Raw genomic sequence first — 18219 nt, forward strand, 5'->3', positions numbered from 1 at the left:
CTTTAGACAAGCAGTGTCAATTTGTTGTTATGGAGTTACCGTATGGAATTCGCTTTATTATTAATATTAGTGCTAGTTGTTGGGGCATCTGTCGTTGCGTCAAAATTTAATGATGACGGCGGAAACCCTTATCCTTTTACTCGTAAGCAAAGTGTATTTACCCAAGTAGAAGGGGCGTTTCTGAATTTATTAGAGCGCGCTGTTGGCGATCAATATAAAATTGTTAGTCGCGTTAAACTAATCGATGTGATTGACTGTAAACAAGGCCTGTCTGTTAAATCTAAACGTGCGGCAATGGCTAAAGCAAAAAATAAGCAGCTCGACTTTGTTTTAGTAGATAAAGAAAAAATGACCATAGTGGCTGCGGTTGACTTAGTTAATAACGCCAATAAAGATGGCCACAAAGCACAGCGCGACTGGTTTGTTAATGGCGCATTGGAAGCCGCAGGTATTCCACATATTCGTATGAAAGTGAAGGCAGGCTACCGCCCAAGCGAAGTACGCGATGCAATTATGTTTAAATTAGGTAAGCCAGCGGCATCTAAATCTTCACGACCCACGCGTGTTAGAGTTCATAAACCTGCGGTATTGTCTCCTTCTCAAGCAAAGGCACAATCAACAGCCCTTGCTGAAATATAATCAATAAGTTTATAAAGTGCGGGCTTTTTAAGCTCGCATTTTTGTTTGTTTTACCCCACGTTATTTTTTGCAGTATAATCACCGTATTCAAACTCAGGAATTTAACACTATGAATGTTGGTATTATTGGCGCAATGGAGCCAGAAGTTAAAATTTTGCGCGAGGCGATGCAAAATCCACAAGTTTTAACCAAGGCTGGTTTTACTTTTTACACAGGCGAGCTTGCAGGCAATACCGTCACTTTAGTGCAATCAGGTATTGGTAAAGTCGCTTCGACAATCGCAACCACATTACTTATCGATAACTTCAATCCAGATTGTGTTATTAACACTGGCTCTGCCGGTGGATTCGACCCATCACTAAACGTTGGCGATGTAGTAATTTCATCTGAAGTACGTCATCACGATGTTGATGTAACAGCGTTTGGTTACGAAATTGGCCAAGTACCACAAATGCCAGCAGGTTTTACTGCTCACCCTAAACTTGTAGAAGCCGCCGAGCAAACAATTGCACAAATTAGTGAAGTAAAAACCCTTGTCGGTTTAATTTGCACCGGCGACTCGTTTATGTGCGACCCTGTTCGTATTGAAAAAGCACGCAGTGACTTCCCTACAATGCTAGCAGTAGAGATGGAAGGTGCATCAATTGCGCAAACGTGTTTTGCACTTAATACACCATTTGTTGTTATTCGCTCAATGTCTGATATTGCAGGCAAAGAGTCGCCGCAATCATTTGAAGAATACTTAGAAACAGCCTCTATAAATTCATCAAAAATGGTCGTAGCTTTACTTGAGAAATTAACGGCGGTTACGCTGTAAATGCTCAATAATATTGTTCAAAATCATTTGGACTTTATTGTATTTATTTGTGCGCTCCTTGCTGAGCGCTTTTTACCTTTAGTAAGTTGGTATCACCCTAACCACATACTCTCTGCTATTTTTAGCGCTATAAGCCAGCGTATTTATAAAAAAACAGACACCAAGCAATATCATTATTTAGCAGCCTCAATGGCAAGTACGCTTATACTTAGTACTGTGCTTATTATTGTAGTTTTACTGCTTCAGTTTGCCTTTTACCCCGAGCTGTTATCAGGTCTTATTTTATATTTATGCCTAGAAAACAGTAGCCTGAATAAAAAAGCGATACGCATAGCTAGGCTAGTCAAAAAAAATCAAAAATCGACAGCACGCGAATTATTAAAGCCACTAGTAGCCCGTGAAGTTATTGCACTTTCAAGCCCCGGGATCATTAAAGCCATTATGGAAAGTGTCATACTTAGAACGGCGCGTCATTACTTTGTGGTAATTTTCATATTTTTAGTATTGGGCCCCGTCGCCGCTTTAGCCTATCGTTTAATCACTTTAATTCAACAGGCGTGGCGAAGTGATATAGCCCCAAATAGCTCTTTTTTGATGCCGCTTAAACTGGTTCTTTTTATTGTTGAGTACATTCCCATACGTTTACTCGCGCTGACAATTGCCTCACTAAAGGCCAGTAAAAAAAGCATGCATTATATTAAGCATTATGGCCGACACTTCTATCAAACCAATACAGGCTGGTTACTTAGTGTATGTTCTGCATCTTTGGGGGTACAACTTGGTGGGCCTGCTATTTATAATACACAGCGTTTTAATAAAATGCGTGTCGGTGTAGAGCGTCTTCCCAACGCCGATGACGTACCACAACTACTCAATACACTTAACCAAACTCGCCTTTTTTGGTTTCTGATTATTATTAGCGTTGAAATTATTAAGGCTGTTCTCGTTTTTAAGTTCGCATAAAAAAACCAGCCGTAGCTGGTTTTTATAATGTCCGAAGTTTTAAGCTACGGTGATATTTGCAAATTTGCGTTTACCTACTTGGTAAATAGCCGTTGTGCCTTTTGCAATTTCCAATTTGGTATCTGTAATTTTGTCTTCGCCGTTAAGCTTTACTGCACCTTGTTTGATCATCCTCATGGCTTCTGAGGTACTCGCTACTAAGCCCGCTTCTTTAAGTAAGTTAGCGATTAAAATTGACTCTTCATCAATATTAACTGTCAGCTCAGGGATTTCATCTGGCAAAGCTTTTTTCTGAAAACGCTGGATGAAGTCATCATGAGCAGCTTGCGCATCAGCTTCACTGTGAAAACGCGCAATTAGCTCTTTAGCTAATTCAATTTTAATATCGCGCGGGTTAGTGCCCTGCTCTACACGCTGTTTTTGCGCTGCAATTTGCTCAATAGAAAGGCTACTTAGCAAATCGTAGTAACGCCACATGAGTACGTCACTAATTGACATGATTTTACCGAACATATCTGAAGGCGTATCAGTAATACCAATATAATTACCGAGTGACTTCGACATTTTCTGAACGCCGTCAGTTCCCTCAAGTAAAGGCATCATTAATACTGTTTGTGGTTTTTGACCTTCATCTTTTTGCAGCTCACGACCCATTAATAGGTTAAAACGCTGATCGGTGCCGCCTAGCTCAACATCTGACTCTAATGCGACTGAATCCCAGCCTTGCACCAGTGGATACAAAAACTCATGAATCGCAATCGATTGACCGCCAGCATAGCGCTTTTTAAAATCATCACGCTCAAGCATACGCGCCACAGTTTGACGCGCGGCTAATTTTATCATCCCCGCAGCGCCTAATTTCTCCATCCACGTAGAGTTAAAAGCGACGGTTGTTTTAGCCGGGTCTAAAATTTTGAACACCTGCTCTTTATAGGTTTCGGCGTTGGCAAGCACGTCATCACGTGTAAGTGGTTTACGGGTCACATTTTTGCCCGTTGGATCGCCAATCATACCGGTAAAATCACCAATTAAAAAAATAACCTCATGACCTAAATCTTGAAAGGTTTTCATTTTATTAATGAGTACAGTGTGACCTAGGTGTAAATCTGGAGCCGTAGGATCAAAACCAGCTTTAATTTTTAGCTTTTTCCCCGACTTTAATTTTTCAACCAACTCATCTTCAATTAATATCTCTTCTGCACCGCGTTTTATCTCTGCTAGAGCGGTTTGTAAATCCACTGTGTGTTACTCCAAAAATTCTGACAACGAAGGGGTGTAATATGCTCACGGTTTATTGCTAGCGCGTTATCACAAAGCAAATAAAACTATTTAGCTAACATAACAAATTTCCACCTAATTAGAACAACTTTTTTAACTAATCGCAGCACCAACTAAAATGCAGGGTGTACGTTCTAAAAGGGGATATAAACGAGCGATTAATAATACGCCAAAAGTGTTTATCACAAACTAAAAACAGTTTACAAATTAATCACTTCTCGTAATTAAACCGTTTTATAAACTAATATAACATTATGATGAAAAAGCAAAGTATCCAAGAATATAAAATAGTGTAACAGTTCAACTTTAAACACAAACAGCCTGAATACCCTACGATTTTAGCCTAATTTAACTCGAGTTTAAATCTACAAAATACTAGTATTCACAGATTATTCGTTATATCCTGCAATATAACCTATTTATTATCTTGACAGCAGAAAAAGGCACGTTATGGTTCACGTGGTTAACACGCTCCCCAAAAAACACAAAATGCTTATTCTAGGTTTGGTTTCTGCTATTGTTGCCTTAGCCTTTCTTCCTTCTGAAAAAGCCACTGCATCCAAAGACAATAGTGAAAACACACTAGAAATTGGTAAGCGCTATGAATTACAAATTAAAGTAGGTGAGAACGAAAAACTCACTGACCTAAATTCAGAGCAGGCAGCACAAAAACTTCCAGAATATGATTTTGTCGATCACCAAGTTAAAAATGGTGACAATTTAGCGATTATTTTTAAGCGCGCTGGTTTTTCTGCACAAACGCTGCATAAACTTGTAAACACCAACGCTGAAACACGTAAGCTAACTAAAATTCACCCAGGTGAAACGTTAAGCTTTGCTACCGCCGAAGACGGTTCATTAGCTCAATTACGCTACGTTATTTCTAAAACGGATACGCTATTCGTCACACTTAATGACGAAGGCCAATACGACACCTCAATTGACAGCAAAGAAATAGAAACACTGAGCAAAACAGCCGGTGGGGAAATTTCAAGTAGCTTTTGGACCTCTGCAATTGCAGCAGGTTTAAGTGAACGCCAAATCATGAACTTTGCCGATATATTTGGTTGGGACGTCGATTTTGCAAACGACATTCGCAAGGGTGACGAATTTGGCTTAATTTATGAGTCTCATTTTGTTGACGGTGAGTTTATTGGCACCGGTAAAATAATTGCCGCTGAATTTATAAACCAAGGTGAGCGTTACACCGCTATTCGTCACACAGACGGTAACTTTTACACCCCTGAAGGCCGTAGTATGAAAAAAGCCTTTTTGCGTGCGCCTGTTAATTTCAAATATATTAGTTCAAGCTTCAACCCTCGCCGCCTACACCCCGTTACAGGACAAGTGAAAGCACATCGCGGCATTGATTACGCTGCACGTACCGGTACGCCAGTTGTATCATCGGGTAATGGTAAAGTAATTAAAGCAGGCTATAGCAAATATAATGGTAATTACGTATTTATTAGCCATGGTACTCAATATGTTACTAAGTACTTACACCTTAACAAGCGCCTAGTCAGAACAGGGCAAAAGGTAAAACAGGGAGAAAAAATAGGTACTGTTGGCTCAACTGGTCGTGTAACCGGTGCGCATTTACATTATGAGTTTTTGGTTAACGGCGTTCACCGTAACCCTAAAACCGTAAAACTACCTAAGTCTGAACCATTACCTCGTTCAGAGCTTGCTAAATTTAAGCCTATTGCTGATAACTTTATCGCACAACTAGAGCGCAGTCGTGAGCTACAACTAGCACTTAGATAACCACTTCACTGATTAAATAAAAAAGCCTTTGCTGGGGTTACCCGCAAAGGCTTTTTTGTGTGTGATATTTAAGTTTCAAACTTAATTTACAAGTACGTAAATTAGCTGCACAACCAAAGATATCATGACTAATGGCCAAATATACTTGCTGTATTTGGTAGCACCCTCTAGCCCCATTCTACTTTGGTACTTTTCTAGCAAAGGAATAATGATCACCAAAGCAATCACTAAGCTAATTAAAATGACAAATATATTCATATCAACACCTTTGTATTATACCAATTTGTTCAAATAATATTGAAACGGGTATTAACTCACGGCAAAGCGCAGCCTTTCGCGCTAATATATAACTCATACCAATGCTCTCGACTTAAATTAATATTAATTGCATCACTCGATGCCTTAATACGATCTACATTAGTTGTGCCTATAATTGGCTGAATCGATGCAGGATGGCGAAGTAGCCATGTCAATACAATAGCTTCTGCACTTGTGCCATATAAAACAGCAAGCTTACTAACTAAAATACTCGTGTTTACATCCGCTTGTGACGCTTTTGACAGGTCACCGCCTGAGTATAAACCTTGGCACAAACTGCCCCAACTCTGAATTTGAATGTCATGCTCACGACAATACTCAACACACCCTGGGGTAAAGTTAATATCTTTGCCATCGGCATTACCCACATAAATGCCCTCATCAACCCACTGATGTTTTTGTAAACTGGCCTCTATTTGATTTGCCACAATTGGCATATCTAAAGCGCGCTGCAAAAACCTTATTTGATGTTGAGACATATTTGAAACTGCAAAATGACGCACTTTGCCACTTTCTTTTAAACAGCTAAATATTTGCGCAACTTCCTCCACCTCCATTAATGGATCGGGGCGATGCAACATAAGCACATCTAAGTAGTCGGTATTTAATCGTTTAAGTGAGCCCTCAACAGAACGCTCAATCCAATCAGCAGAAAAATCATAACGCTGCGGGTTTTTCTCATCAGCAAAGCGAATACCACACTTAGACTGAATATACATTTGTTCTCTAAGCTCAGGACGCTCAGCCAACGCTTTACCAAAAACGTGCTCAGCTTTGCCTAAAGTATAAATATCAGCATGATCAAAAAAGTTAATCCCGCTTTCCAATGCTGCGTCTATGCATGAATGGGCTTGCTTTAAGTGCCCACTGTTAATGGCGTCTTTATTCCAAGCACCTCCTAAACCCATACAACCAAATACAAGCTTACTAACCTTGGGTAAATATTTTGCCAGCGGTGTGTGTAACATTTGACAGCCCTTTAAAAAAATGAAGAGTGATTACTTTAAACAAAAAATCCTATACAAGAAACCGCTTAATCTAAAACATTAAATTTTAGGCAAAAAAAAGCGCAGTAAACTGCGCTAATGGTTGGATTAAATATTACTAGCCAACAAGTGCTAATAAAATACCTGCAGCAACAGCACTTCCCAGTACGCCAGCTACATTAGGCCCCATGGCATGCATCAGTAAAAAGTTGTGCGGGTTATTTTCAAGACCGACTTTATTAACTACACGAGCCGCCATAGGAACAGCCGATACACCCGCTGCACCAATTAATGGATTAATTGGGGTTTTTGATATTTTATTTAAGCCTTTTGCCATAAATACACCTGAGGCCGTACCAATAGCAAACGCCATTGCGCCCAGTACTAAAATACCAATGGTTTCCACTGTTAAGAACTGCTCGGCAGCAAGCTTAGAGCCTACCGCTAGTCCTAGAAATATGGTGGTTATATTAATAATTTCGTTTTGAGCACTGTTACTTAGCCTATCGACCACACCCGACTCACGCATTAAGTTACCTAAACAAAACATACCAACCAGTGGAATGGCGGCTGGTAAAAAGAGCGCAGTTAAAGTAAGTACCATCAGCGGAAAAATAATTTTTTCCTTTTTTGATACTTTACGCAGTTCTGGCATTTGAATTTTACGCTCTTCAGGCGTTGTAAACGCACGCATGATAGGCGGCTGAATAATAGGAACCAACGCCATGTATGAGTACGCAGCCACGGCTATAGCGCCTAATAAATCAGGCGCCAGTTTTGACGCTAAAAAGATAGCGGTTGGCCCATCAGCGCCACCAATAATGGCAATTGCTGACGCATCTTGTAAACTAAACTCAAACCCTGGGATAAAGTTAAGTAAAATAGCCCCAAATAAGGTAGCAAAAATACCAAACTGCGCCGCAGCACCTAATAACAACATACGCGGGTTGGCAATTAACGCACTAAAGTCAGTGAGCGCGCCCACTCCCATAAATATTAATAACGGAAAAATTCCGGTATCAATACCTACATAGTAAACATAATAAAGTAAGCCACCAGGGTCAGATAAACCTGCCACAGGAATATTAGTTAAAATAGCACCAAAACCAATGGGCAGTAATAGTAGCGGCTCAAAGTTTTTAACTATAGCTAAAAATAATAACAAACAACCAACGGCAATCATGATCAGCCCAGGAAATGTAAAGTTAGCAATGCCTGTGGCATGCCAGAGGTTTAAAATACCATCCATCCTCTAATTACTCCTTAAGCTAATGCAATCATTGCATCGCCGGTTGACACTGAATCACCTTCAGAGACAAGCACGTCTGCAATTGTACCGGTATGCATGGCGCGTACTTCGGTTTCCATTTTCATGGCTTCCATAATAATCACCACATCGCCTTCATTTACTACCTGACCTGGCTTTACTTTAATTTTAAAGATATTACCGGCAAGTGGCGCATTAAGAGTTTCACCTGAAGCAACTGATGCCGACTGCGGAATATGCTCTGAGTCTTTTAGCGTCACCTCTTTAAGCTCACCGCCTTGAGCAACCACGACATCGTATACTTTGCCATCTACTTTAACGCTGTATTGCTCAGCCTTAACGCCTTTATTGTTTGCCGCTGATTTTTCAGGTGCTTTATTTGAGCTATCATCAGCGCTGGGAACAGGTTCAAATGCGTCAGGGTTATTACGGTTTTTAATAAACTTCAAACCAATTTGTGGGAATAAGGCATACGTGAGCACATCATCAATTTGCTCATCAGCAAGCGTTAAGCCTTGCTCTTGCGCAAGTTTACTTAATTCAGCCTCAAGCGTTTCAAGTTCAGGTTTAATAATATCTGCAGGGCGACAGGTAATTGCTTCGCTGCCATCAAGTACACGCTCTTGTAGCTCTTTATTCATAGGAGCAGGTGTTGAACCATACTCACCTTTTAATACGCCAGCGGTTTCTTTGGTGATGGTTTTATAGCGCTCGCCAGTAAGCACATTAAGTACTGCCTGAGTACCAACAATTTGCGAGGTCGGTGTAACTAATGGAATAAAGCCCAAATCCTCACGCACCCGTGGAATTTCAAGTAATACTTCGTTTAGTTTATCAGCAGCGCCTTGCTCTTTAAGTTGATTTTCCATGTTAGTTAACATACCACCTGGCACTTGGGCTAATAAAATTCGGCCATCAACACCTTTTAAACTGCCTTCAAACGCAGCGTACTTTTTACGTACGTCTCTAAAGTAAGCTGCAATTTCTTCAAGGTGGTTTAAATCAAGCCCAGTATCACGCTCAGTACCTTCCACGATTGCAGCAATTGTTTCAGTTGCTGAATGACCATAAGTCATACTCATAGACGATACAGCCGTATCGAGCATATCAATACCGGCATCAATCGCTTTTTGATACGTTGCGGTACTTAAACCCGTTGTTGCATGACATTGCATAGCAATAGGAATTGAAACTGTTTCTTTTAAGCCTTTAATCAGTTTTTCTGCATCATAAGGCTTAAGCAATCCCGCCATATCTTTAATACAAATTGAATGACAACCTAATTCTTCAAGCTGCTTAGCAAGTGTTAGCCACATATCCAATGTGTGTACTGGGCTTACCGTGTAAGAAATCGTACCTTGGGCATGCGCGCCTACCTTAACCGCCGCTTTTATAGCAGTTTCTAAGTTACGTACATCATTCATGGCATCAAAAATGCGAAATACGTCTACGCCATTTTTGTGCGCGCGCTCAACAAACTTTTCAACAACGTCATCAGCATAATGGCGATACCCCAATAAGTTTTGACCGCGAAGTAACATTTGCTGGGGTGTATTTGGCATCGCCTTTTTAAGCGCGCGAATACGCTCCCAAGGATCTTCGCCTAAATAACGAATACATGAGTCAAAGGTAGCCCCACCCCAAGACTCTATAGACCAATAACCTGCGTCATCAATTTTTTTTGCAATAGGTAACATGTCGTCTAATCGCATGCGGGTAGCTAAAAGCGACTGATGGGCGTCTCGAAGTACGAGTTCTGTTATTTTTAATTTAGCCATTGGTATGCTCCTCTAATTATTATTTGTTTTGTACTGAGCAATGGCAGCACTAATTGCAGCGATGTGCTCATTTGGCACACCTTGAGATTTAAAAGATGGTGTTCTCTGTGATACTTCAAGTTCTGGCTGAGAAAATTTGCTAGCCAGCTTAGACATAACTGTCACTGCACCAATCAATAAAGAAAGAAATACAAACACACCCACCATACCGGTTAGCATTAAATTGCCTGCAGTTGTAAGCAAAGCCCCTATATCCATAATTCTCCCCTGTTCAAAACTGAATACATAAAAAGTCAGTTTATTTAAATAAATATTCACTAATAGTAACAAAAACTACTCTTTTGTCTACACATTGTAAATTGGTAAAACCAATTAATCTAAAAGTAACATATCACCAATAAGGTTAACACCACCTAAAATAGCTTATTTAACCTATATATATAGATGGTAAAAATGTTCGTTATAAATAAAGAATATATAAAAACCCTAATATTCTGTAAAAACACATAAAAATATACCAAATGAGCTAATCCACTAAAAACTGCCAAAGCAAATGCTAATTGGTCTTACCAAAATAACGACTGTAAAAACTATTTATTATCTCATCAGACACCACTGTGAATAAGTTACAGATAAAACCGTAAAAATTACCAACCTAATATAAAGCTAAACTCAAAAATATAAGTTAAACCATTGATTTGAAACAAAATAAAATGCTGGCATATTACTCGCTTATATAAAAACAACACTTTAACACTTAGATAAATCAAGGAGATGACAATGTTACGCTGGACAATTACATTTTTGGTGATCGCACTAATCGCAGCCGTTTTAGGATTTGGTGGTATTGCAGGAGCCGCAGCAGGAATTGCTAAGATCATATTTTTTATCTTTATAGTTTTACTGGTTATTTCACTTGTCTCTGGCGCTTTACGTGGTAAAAGCCCCAAGTAGATAAGAAACAACGAACTTTTTAAATTTATATACAAGGAATTACATTATGAAATCATCAACACTTAAAGCAGCAGCTATTGGCCTATTCGCAAGTGCATTTATTATGGGTTGTGAAGACAATCATGCAGAAGAAGCCGGTGAACGCATCGACGAAGCCGTGACAGATGTTCAAAATAAAGTAGAAGATGCCTGTGAAGAAGTAAAAGAAGGAGTCAACGCTGAAGAAACAAATTGCTAATTCAGCCCCCTTTTTAAAAAGCGACCATTTGGTCGCTTTTTTTGTGTTTAGTATTAGTTGCCAAGTTGCTACCCATTAATTACAAACTCTGAACTATTAATTCTTTTTAAGCTGCGCATTTGCCACATAGCTTGCTAAAATGATAAAAAATAGCTTTTAAGTATAGATGCATGGTATTTACGACAACCTATAAACTCGATAAACCTTACTTTTATGAATGCTTCGACCAATCGCTGCCTTATAGTAAACGCGCGCAACCTAAATATTTTTTATTAGCACTGCTTGTTGTATTGGGATTATTTGGTATTTATGGTTTAGGAGATCATTACCTAGGTACATTTTTGCTTATGTTAGCTTTACTTGAGTGCATCGCCTTTTACTATCGCCGCCCATGGTGGGTTACCAGGCAAATGCTAAGCAGAGCGTCTGGTTCTGAAGTCACTCTCACCTTCGACGAAGACGGAATAAAATCAACCAATCATTACAAAAATTACCAGTTAGCTTGGCACGACATTAACGAAATTATTACTACAGATTGTGGACTATTGTTAAAAAGTAAAAGCGGTATGCAATACATTTCTAAGGCAATACTCGACGAAGAAACGATTGATTTTATAAACAAAAAAGCCACTCAGTGAGTGGCTTTTACAAATGTCATAGTTATATTAACTAGCACATTTTATACTATGTTGATTAAGCATTGCCCGGATTAGGGTTAGACTTTTCAGCTTGTATGCGCATGTAAATTTCTTCACGATGAACTGATACGTCTTTAGGTGCGTTAACACCGATACGAACTTGATTTCCTTTAACACCCAGAACAGTAACGGTTACTTCGTCACCAATCATCAGGGTCTCGCCTACTCTACGAGTTAGTATTAGCATTCTCTTGCTCCCATGTTCCAATAAAATTATAAGATTCCGAACAAACATTTTAATTAAAATTAGACTAAAAAGTAAGTAAAAACCCTCAATCTATTCATTTTCTGTTAAAAATGTCTTATGTAATGCACGAACAGCCAGCTCGAGGTATTTTTCATCTATTAAAACTGAAATTTTGATCTCTGAGGTGGCAACAAACATCACATCAATGTTTTCTTGTGCCAACGAATCAAAAAATAAGCTCGCTACCCCGGAATGAGATTTCATCCCCATACCCACCGCTGACACTTTCGCCACATTGGTCGATCCGTCAATTGCCTGTGCATCAAATTGCTGTTGCTCAGCCGTTAACAAATCAAGTGCGTTTAAGTAATCATTTAAATGCACAGTAAAAACATAGTCGACTTTTTCAACTTTATGATTAATTTGATTAATCATATCTATTTCGATGCCATTATCAGCAAAAAGTTTCAAAACTTTTGCAAGATGTTTGGTGCCTTGCGGCATTCCATGCACCTTAATTAAGCACTCATCTCGATTAAATGCAATACCCGATACGACATTGCTTGTCACGTCGCACTCCTCAAAACTAATTAACGTGCCTTCATCGGGTTTAAAGCTAGATAACACCCGCAGAGGAACATTGTGTTTACCAGCAGATTCTACAGAGCGAATATGTAACACTTTAGCGCCTAAACTTGCCAGCTCAAGCATTTCGGCAAAGGTGACATGACTTAAACGTCGTGCGTTAGGTTCCACACGCGGGTCTGTAGTATATACGCCATCAACATCGGTATAGATCTGACACTCATCGGCTTTTATTGCACCCGCTATTTCAACCGCAGAGGTATCGGTACCACCACGCCCAAGTGTGGTCACATTACCCTCAATATCGCGCCCCTGAAAGCCGGCAATAATAGCAATGCGGTTGTGTTCAAGCTCATGTTTTAAACGCGTTGCAGCCACGTCTTCTACACGGGCTTTACCGAACATGTTATCGGTTAATATATTCACCTGATCGGCTAACAAGCTTACCGCAGAATGACCGCGTTTAATAATCGCCATCGCTAATAAAGCTATAGAGACTTGTTCACCGGTACTCAGTAATACATCGAGTTCACGACTACTCGGGCGAGAGTCGATTTGTTTGGCAAGATTAATTAAGCGATTGGTTTCTCCCGACATTGCCGAAAGCACCACAACCACTTGGTGGCCTTGTTGCTTAGTTTTAACAACAAGGTCGGCGACCGCTTCAATACGCTCTATTGAGCCTACCGAAGTGCCGCCAAATTTTTGAACTATAAGTGCCACTTAAGCTTAAGTACGCTCAGTTAACCAAGCTGTTACGCTATCAAGTGCTGCTGTTAAATTTTGTGGCTCAGAACCACCCGCTTGCGCCATATCTGGACGACCGCCGCCTTTACCACCGACTTGGCCTGCCATGTGATTAACTAACTCACCCGCTTTTACTTTGCCAGCTAAGTCTTTAGTTACACCCGCAATTAGGCTTACTTTGTCGCCGCTGGCAACACCTAAGGCAATAACACCTGAGCCAATTTTATTTTTAAGGTCGTCAACCATACCGCGAAGCGCTTTTGATTCTGTGCCCTCAACGTTGGCCACTAACAATTTAACCCCGTTAATTTCAACCACTGAATCAAGTAACGATGCACCTGCCGCACTGGCTAGTTTATCGTTAAGCTGGGCAACTTGTTTTTCAAGCCCTTTCGACTTTTCAAGCAAGGCAGTTACTTTTTCAAGCACTGACGTATTGTCACCTTTTACAAGCGCTGCAACATCAGCTAATTGTTGCTCTTGCTCGCTTACATAAGCAATTGCCTCTGCACCTGTTACCGCTTCAATACGACGAACACCGGCAGCAATACCGCTTTCAGATACAATTTTGAATAAACCAATATCACCCGCACGCTCTACGTGTGTACCACCACAAAGCTCAATTGAGTAATCACCTATGGTTACTACACGTACTTCGTCATCGTACTTTTCGCCAAACAATGCCATAGCACCTTTTGCTTTAGCATCATCAATTGCCATTAGCTCAGTATTAAGTGCAAAGTTACGACGAATTTGGTCATTTACTACACGTTCAATTTCGCGCAGTTCTTGTTTGGTCACAGCTTCAAAATGAGAGAAGTCAAAACGCAGACGATCTGGCTGCACAAGTGAGCCTTTTTGCGATACGTGCTCACCTAAAAGCTGACGCAGTGCTTCATGCAAAATATGTGTAGCGGTGTGGTTTTTCTTAATGCTTTCACGACGCGCATCGTCAATGGTCGCATCCACTTTATCGTTAACGCCAATACGTCCTTGAACTGTTCCATGATGAGCAAAAGCATTACCCAATTTAGTGGTATTCGTTACATTAAACTCACCACCGGCAACAGTAATTGTTCCGCTATCACCAATTTGGCCGCCTGATTCAGCGTAAAACGGAGTACGGTCTAAAACAATAATACCTTGCTGACCATCTTCTAATAACGATACCGATTCGCCACCGGCAAAAATTTCTACCACAGTGCCACGGTAATGATTACTATCATAGCCTTTAAAATCAGTGTGCTTATCTGATTTTAATTGTTCATTATAATCTGCACCAAATTTGCCTGCTTGCTGTGCTGTTTTACGTTGCACTGCCATACATGCTTCAAAACCTTGATGGTCAATGGTCATTTGGCGCTCTCGCGCTACATCGGCTGTTAAATCGGCAGGGAAACCATAGGTATCGTAAAGTTTAAATACTAAGTCACCTGGGATCACATCCCCGGTTAAATCACTCAAGCTTTCTTCTAAAATAGCTAAACCACGCTCAAGCGTTTTACCAAACTGCTCTTCTTCAATACGCAGTACTTTTTCAATAATTTCTTGTTGCTTAGCAAGTTCTGGGTACGCTTGACCCATTTGCTCAATAAGTGCAGCAACCAATTTATAGAAAAACGCGCCTTTAGCACCTAACTTATTACCGTGACGTACTGCACGACGAATAATACGACGCAATACATAACCACGGCCTTCATTTGATGGCATAACCCCATCTGAAATTAAAAACGCACACGAACGAATATGATCGGCTACCACGCGAAGCGATTTATCATCCATATCTTGTGCATTAGTAACGCTTGCTGCGGCCGCAATTAAGCCTTGGAATAAGTCGATTTCGTAGTTTGAATGCACACCTTGTAAAATAGCTGAAATACGCTCAAGGCCCATACCAGTATCAACAGATTGCTTAGGAAGTGGCAGCATAGTTCCGTCGCTTTGACGGTTGTATTGCATAAATACTAAGTTCCAAATTTCAATGAAACGGTCACCATCTTCTTCAGGTGTGCCAGGAGGACCGCCCCAAATATGCTCGCCATGATCATAAAATATTTCAGAACATGGACCACAAGGACCGGTATCACCCATAGACCAAAAGTTATCGCTCGTTGCAATACGAATAATACGATCTTCAGGTAAGCCTATATCGTTAGCCCAGTAGCCAAAGGCTTCTTCGTCATCATGATAAATAGTTACTAACAGCTTTTCTTTTGGTAGTTTTACAACCTCAGTTAAAAACTCCCACGCAAATTTAATTGCATCTTGCTTAAAGTAATCACCAAAGCTGAAATTACCTAGCATTTCAAAAAAGGTATGATGACGTGCTGTGTAACCTACGTTTTCTAAATCGTTATGTTTACCACCAGCGCGCACACAACGCTGCGAACTAGTTGCGCGTGTGTAAGGGCGGCTTTCAGCGCCTAAAAATACATCTTTAAATTGCACCATACCGGCATTATTAAATAACAACGTGGCATCGTTACCCGGTATAAGCGAACTAGAAGGAACAACTTGGTGTTGCTTGCTGGCAAAAAAGTCTAAAAACTGTTGCCTAATTTGTGCGGTAGTCATGTGCTGCATGTGAAAGTCTCACCTGTATTTACTGTGCTTGCATTGCAAAATTTATTTGATCATAGCTAAATCCTCGATACATTAAGTAGCGCACGCGCTTAGCTTTTTCTTTGTACTCGAGGTTTGCCGGTGTCGTTGAATATTTTTTGTTGTACGCTTCCTGCGCGAGCTCAAACCAATCTATTTCCAGCTCTTCAACCACTGTTTCAAGCAGTGCTCTATCAATCCCTTTACTCATGGCCTCACTTTGAATTCGCTTTAAGCCATGGCATTTAAATATGTGCTTTCTTACAAACCCTTCACAGTAACGCTGCTCGTTAATAAAATTGTGCTTTTCGCACCAATCAAGCAGGTTTTCTATGAACTCGTCGGTTGCTTCTCTTTGCTGTAACTTTTGGGTTAACTCACGGCGCGAATACTCTTGCCTTCCTAGTAACCAAAGCACATAGTTTTTTAACTTTTGTTTTAACGTATCATCCATTAAGCGTCAAAGCGTCCGCTTTGCTCGCTACTTAAAGGCTTAATGTTACTGTCATCACTTGGTGGCACAACGGGCATAAAAATAGCCTGATAAGAAACAAAGAAACTAATGTAGCAAATTGGCATTAAAATCAACAGCGGTAGTAGCGATAAGAACATCGACACCACAATTAATAATGCGCAAATAATACCATAAACACTCAATGGTAAAATATTATAATAAAACACCATAAACGAACTTTTTAAGGCATTTAAAATACGTTGCTCTTTATTAAAATAAACCAGCGGTACTGCGTAGGCAAACGAAGTAAAGTAAATTGAGAGCGCAATTAAAAACAATGCCACATTAGCAAGCGAAATACTCTCAAGCATTTGGCTAATTGCTGTATTAGGATCTAAGTCAGGCTGCGTCATAACCGCCATCGCATCGGCAAATAAACCATTGGCGAGCAGCGCAATTAAAATACCGGCACCCATTTGATAAAGCGCTAAGCGAAATAAGCCTAACCGATTTCCTTTGGCTGAAAAGGGCTTCAAAATGTCGGCTAACATAATTTTTCCGCCTTGCTGCTTGGTAAGCACGGCTTGATAAAAACCAGCGGTTAAAAATGGTGTAGCCAATGCTGCGACTATTTGTAATAACGGCAAAAATAAAGACAACAAGCCAACAATGCCAATAAACAAGTGCATAAAGATAAAGGTTAATGGCTGAGTTTTAAAAATTAGCCAACCCGCTTTAAACCATTTTAATGCCGCATCCGCTTTAAAAATTCGTAATTGTGTAGACATACTTGCTCTTAATTAAAACAAAACACGCCGAGTATAACTCGGCGTTGGTTGGTATTACAGAGGTGGCGGCGATAAATGCCGTTAATATTAGGGTCTGTTGCCCTTTACGGATTAAAATTTGTTCAAACTAGGGGCGATTTAATCGCGGCGCGAGGTTTGTAACCTAGTGGGCTCGATAACTGCTCCTGCGTTATTCTACTGGCTTACATCCATGTAAGAATAAGTAAAAACCGAGCAAAGCTTACGCGTCCTGCTCACGCCCCTTACCTACATCCATGTAGGCAACAAAGAGTAAATCGCCCCTAGGCAGAACCCTTCGGGCAGCGCCTGTTTGGCATTGATGCTGCGTTATCGCCTATTTATGGGGAATAACCACACCACATAGGCTCTGCCTTGCCTAAATACCAAACAGACTGCTGCAAATTCAACCTTGAAAGGTCAACAGACCCTAAGGTTTTTTAATTTTCTTAATATCAAGCATATGAGAGCCATGCTTAATTTTAGTCTCTAAATACGCCTTGTTACCTGAAAGCCCAGCTTTAATGTGTGCATGAGTGCCCACAACAGAGTCCACCTCTATGCCAGCATCTTTTAATGCGTTAAGCTTTTTAGGATTGTTAGTCATTAATTTTACATGCTTTAAATTGAGCGCATTGAGCATTAATACAGCATCCGAAAAATCACGTAAATCATCAGCAAAGCCCAAATGATTGTTGGCCTCGTAAGTGTTCATACCTTGTGACTGCAGTACATACGCATCAATTTTATTGTATAAACCAATACCACGCCCTTCTTGGCGTAAATAAAGTAAAATACCGCCTTGTTCGTGCATCATTTCAATACACTCATTTAACTGCTCACCGCAATCACAACGTGACGAGTGAAACACATCACCGGTTAAGCATTCAGAATGCATACGAATAAGCGGAACATCTTGCTCGGTATCGGCGTTTTTAAACACTAACGCAACATGCTCTTGGCCATCTTTTAAGCCACTAAAGGAAATAATTTCTGCAGGAATATCACTATTTTTGCCAACATTAAGCTGGACTCTTGCTCTTACTTGCGCCACGACCAATCCAAATATTAAAAAACTACGACACGATAAAGTGATAATATCACAAAATAGGTTAAATACACCGTAGTACAAGACTGTT

Annotated in this window: 19 protein-coding genes; 7 read left to right on the forward strand and 12 right to left on the reverse strand. The window is 40.2% G+C overall.

Translation table 11 applies throughout. The features are described from left to right. The first annotated feature begins 42 nt into the window (after positions 1–42). From LOC50_RS10840 to LOC50_RS10850, 3 genes are all read left to right on the forward strand, one after another. Positions 43–639, forward strand: coding sequence for a DUF2726 domain-containing protein (locus tag LOC50_RS10840; protein WP_138627197.1), 597 nt, complete (start codon positions 43–45; stop codon positions 637–639). A 109-nt stretch (positions 640–748) separates the two neighbouring features. Then, positions 749–1456: a 5'-methylthioadenosine/S-adenosylhomocysteine nucleosidase gene (gene mtnN / locus LOC50_RS10845; RefSeq protein ID WP_016900621.1), complete on the forward strand. Its 708-nt coding sequence runs from the start codon at positions 749–751 to the stop codon at positions 1454–1456. Beyond that, positions 1457–2419 carry a cobalamin biosynthesis protein CobD/CbiB gene (locus LOC50_RS10850; RefSeq protein WP_250653212.1) on the forward strand — a complete coding sequence of 321 codons (963 nt, stop codon included), beginning with the start codon at positions 1457–1459 and terminating at the stop codon, positions 2417–2419. It begins immediately after the preceding gene. A gap of 39 nt (positions 2420–2458) precedes the next feature. Here the strand turns inward: LOC50_RS10850 and tyrS are convergent, their stop codons facing one another. Continuing rightward, entirely contained in the window at positions 2459–3658 is a 1200-nt protein-coding gene (tyrS, locus tag LOC50_RS10855) for a tyrosine--tRNA ligase (RefSeq protein WP_028834382.1), read from the reverse strand. 489 nt (positions 3659–4147) lie between these two features. Between tyrS and LOC50_RS10860 the strand changes: the two genes are divergently transcribed. Beyond that, positions 4148–5461 (forward strand): peptidoglycan DD-metalloendopeptidase family protein, encoded by a 1314-nt coding sequence (locus LOC50_RS10860; protein ID WP_036980092.1) that lies wholly within the window; start codon positions 4148–4150, stop codon positions 5459–5461. 81 nt (positions 5462–5542) lie between these two features. On the opposite strand, the gene LOC50_RS10865 is transcribed toward LOC50_RS10860, so the two are convergent. The 5 genes from LOC50_RS10865 to LOC50_RS10885 form a co-directional block, all read right to left on the reverse strand. After that, positions 5543–5719: a hypothetical protein gene (locus tag LOC50_RS10865; RefSeq protein WP_171034712.1), complete on the reverse strand. Its 177-nt coding sequence runs from the start codon at positions 5717–5719 to the stop codon at positions 5543–5545. 56 nt (positions 5720–5775) lie between these two features. Continuing rightward, positions 5776–6747, reverse strand: coding sequence for an aldo/keto reductase (locus tag LOC50_RS10870; protein ID WP_250653213.1), 972 nt, complete (start codon positions 6745–6747; stop codon positions 5776–5778). Positions 6748–6883: 136 nt separating this feature from the next. Further along, positions 6884–8014, reverse strand: a complete 1131-nt coding sequence (locus LOC50_RS10875) for a sodium ion-translocating decarboxylase subunit beta (RefSeq protein ID WP_013464130.1) — start codon at positions 8012–8014, stop codon at positions 6884–6886. A 14-nt stretch (positions 8015–8028) separates the two neighbouring features. After that, complete coding sequence (gene oadA / locus LOC50_RS10880) at positions 8029–9810, reverse strand: sodium-extruding oxaloacetate decarboxylase subunit alpha (protein WP_250653214.1); 1782 nt, start codon at positions 9808–9810, stop codon at positions 8029–8031. 12 nt (positions 9811–9822) lie between these two features. Next, the gene (locus LOC50_RS10885; protein ID WP_013464128.1) at positions 9823–10068 is read right to left on the reverse strand and encodes an OadG family protein; all 246 of its coding nucleotides are present in this window, start codon (positions 10066–10068) and stop codon (positions 9823–9825) included. Positions 10069–10590: 522 nt separating this feature from the next. Here LOC50_RS10885 and LOC50_RS10890 point away from each other — a divergent pair. The 3 genes from LOC50_RS10890 (at position 10591) to LOC50_RS10900 (ending at position 11640) form a co-directional block, all read left to right on the forward strand. Further along, positions 10591–10764: a DUF1328 family protein gene (locus tag LOC50_RS10890; protein WP_036980098.1), complete on the forward strand. Its 174-nt coding sequence runs from the start codon at positions 10591–10593 to the stop codon at positions 10762–10764. Between the two features lie 46 nt (positions 10765–10810). After that, complete coding sequence (locus LOC50_RS10895; RefSeq protein ID WP_013464127.1) at positions 10811–11002, forward strand: hypothetical protein; 192 nt, start codon at positions 10811–10813, stop codon at positions 11000–11002. A gap of 170 nt (positions 11003–11172) precedes the next feature. Beyond that, entirely contained in the window at positions 11173–11640 is a 468-nt protein-coding gene (locus LOC50_RS10900; protein WP_008115132.1) for a YcxB family protein, read from the forward strand. 55 nt (positions 11641–11695) lie between these two features. Here the strand turns inward: LOC50_RS10900 and csrA are convergent, their stop codons facing one another. The 6 genes from csrA to LOC50_RS10930 all read right to left on the reverse strand — a co-directional run bounded on the left by csrA (position 11696) and on the right by LOC50_RS10930 (position 18134). Then, on the reverse strand, positions 11696–11887 hold the full coding sequence (csrA, locus tag LOC50_RS10905) for a carbon storage regulator CsrA (RefSeq protein WP_004587515.1): 192 nt from the start codon (positions 11885–11887) through the stop codon (positions 11696–11698). A 90-nt stretch (positions 11888–11977) separates the two neighbouring features. Next, the gene (locus LOC50_RS10910) at positions 11978–13195 is read right to left on the reverse strand and encodes an aspartate kinase (protein WP_036980100.1); all 1218 of its coding nucleotides are present in this window, start codon (positions 13193–13195) and stop codon (positions 11978–11980) included. Positions 13196–13201: 6 nt separating this feature from the next. Beyond that, positions 13202–15802 carry an alanine--tRNA ligase gene (gene alaS, locus LOC50_RS10915; RefSeq protein ID WP_250653215.1) on the reverse strand — a complete coding sequence of 867 codons (2601 nt, stop codon included), beginning with the start codon at positions 15800–15802 and terminating at the stop codon, positions 13202–13204. Between the two features lie 19 nt (positions 15803–15821). Continuing rightward, positions 15822–16274, reverse strand: coding sequence for a regulatory protein RecX (locus tag LOC50_RS10920; RefSeq protein WP_008115122.1), 453 nt, complete (start codon positions 16272–16274; stop codon positions 15822–15824). Then, the gene (locus LOC50_RS10925; RefSeq protein ID WP_250653216.1) at positions 16274–17062 is read right to left on the reverse strand and encodes a BPSS1780 family membrane protein; all 789 of its coding nucleotides are present in this window, start codon (positions 17060–17062) and stop codon (positions 16274–16276) included. Before LOC50_RS10925 ends, LOC50_RS10920 begins: the two co-directional genes overlap by 1 nt. Positions 17063–17510: 448 nt before the next feature. Next, a complete protein-coding gene (locus LOC50_RS10930; protein WP_008465954.1) occupies positions 17511–18134 on the reverse strand; it encodes a GTP cyclohydrolase II in 624 nt (207 codons plus the stop codon). Positions 18135–18219 lie beyond the last annotated feature (85 nt).

This window comes from Pseudoalteromonas sp. SCSIO 43095 (assembly GCF_023650455.1).
In the GTDB taxonomy this organism is placed as follows: domain Bacteria; phylum Pseudomonadota; class Gammaproteobacteria; order Enterobacterales; family Alteromonadaceae; genus Pseudoalteromonas; species Pseudoalteromonas tetraodonis.

What these genes read in the sequence shown, in the direction of transcription:
- LOC50_RS10870 (WP_250653213.1), bottom strand. Translation starts at nt 6,747, where the DNA reads ATGTTACACACACCGCTGGCAAAATATTTACCCAAGGTTAGTAAGCTT.
- mtnN (WP_016900621.1), top strand. Translation starts at nt 749, where the DNA reads ATGAATGTTGGTATTATTGGCGCAATGGAGCCAGAAGTTAAAATTTTG.
- LOC50_RS10925 (WP_250653216.1), bottom strand. Translation starts at nt 17,062, where the DNA reads ATGTCTACACAATTACGAATTTTTAAAGCGGATGCGGCATTAAAATGG.
- LOC50_RS10885 (WP_013464128.1), bottom strand. Translation starts at nt 10,068, where the DNA reads ATGGATATAGGGGCTTTGCTTACAACTGCAGGCAATTTAATGCTAACC.
- LOC50_RS10920 (WP_008115122.1), bottom strand. Translation starts at nt 16,274, where the DNA reads ATGGATGATACGTTAAAACAAAAGTTAAAAAACTATGTGCTTTGGTTA.
- LOC50_RS10840 (WP_138627197.1), top strand. Translation starts at nt 43, where the DNA reads ATGGAATTCGCTTTATTATTAATATTAGTGCTAGTTGTTGGGGCATCT.
- oadA (WP_250653214.1), bottom strand. Translation starts at nt 9,810, where the DNA reads ATGGCTAAATTAAAAATAACAGAACTCGTACTTCGAGACGCCCATCAG.
- LOC50_RS10890 (WP_036980098.1), top strand. Translation starts at nt 10,591, where the DNA reads ATGTTACGCTGGACAATTACATTTTTGGTGATCGCACTAATCGCAGCC.
- LOC50_RS10860 (WP_036980092.1), top strand. Translation starts at nt 4,148, where the DNA reads ATGGTTCACGTGGTTAACACGCTCCCCAAAAAACACAAAATGCTTATT.
- alaS (WP_250653215.1), bottom strand. Translation starts at nt 15,802, where the DNA reads ATGCAGCACATGACTACCGCACAAATTAGGCAACAGTTTTTAGACTTT.
- csrA (WP_004587515.1), bottom strand. Translation starts at nt 11,887, where the DNA reads ATGCTAATACTAACTCGTAGAGTAGGCGAGACCCTGATGATTGGTGAC.
- LOC50_RS10875 (WP_013464130.1), bottom strand. Translation starts at nt 8,014, where the DNA reads ATGGATGGTATTTTAAACCTCTGGCATGCCACAGGCATTGCTAACTTT.
- LOC50_RS10865 (WP_171034712.1), bottom strand. Translation starts at nt 5,719, where the DNA reads ATGAATATATTTGTCATTTTAATTAGCTTAGTGATTGCTTTGGTGATC.
- LOC50_RS10900 (WP_008115132.1), top strand. Translation starts at nt 11,173, where the DNA reads ATGGTATTTACGACAACCTATAAACTCGATAAACCTTACTTTTATGAA.
- LOC50_RS10895 (WP_013464127.1), top strand. Translation starts at nt 10,811, where the DNA reads ATGAAATCATCAACACTTAAAGCAGCAGCTATTGGCCTATTCGCAAGT.
- LOC50_RS10850 (WP_250653212.1), top strand. Translation starts at nt 1,457, where the DNA reads ATGCTCAATAATATTGTTCAAAATCATTTGGACTTTATTGTATTTATT.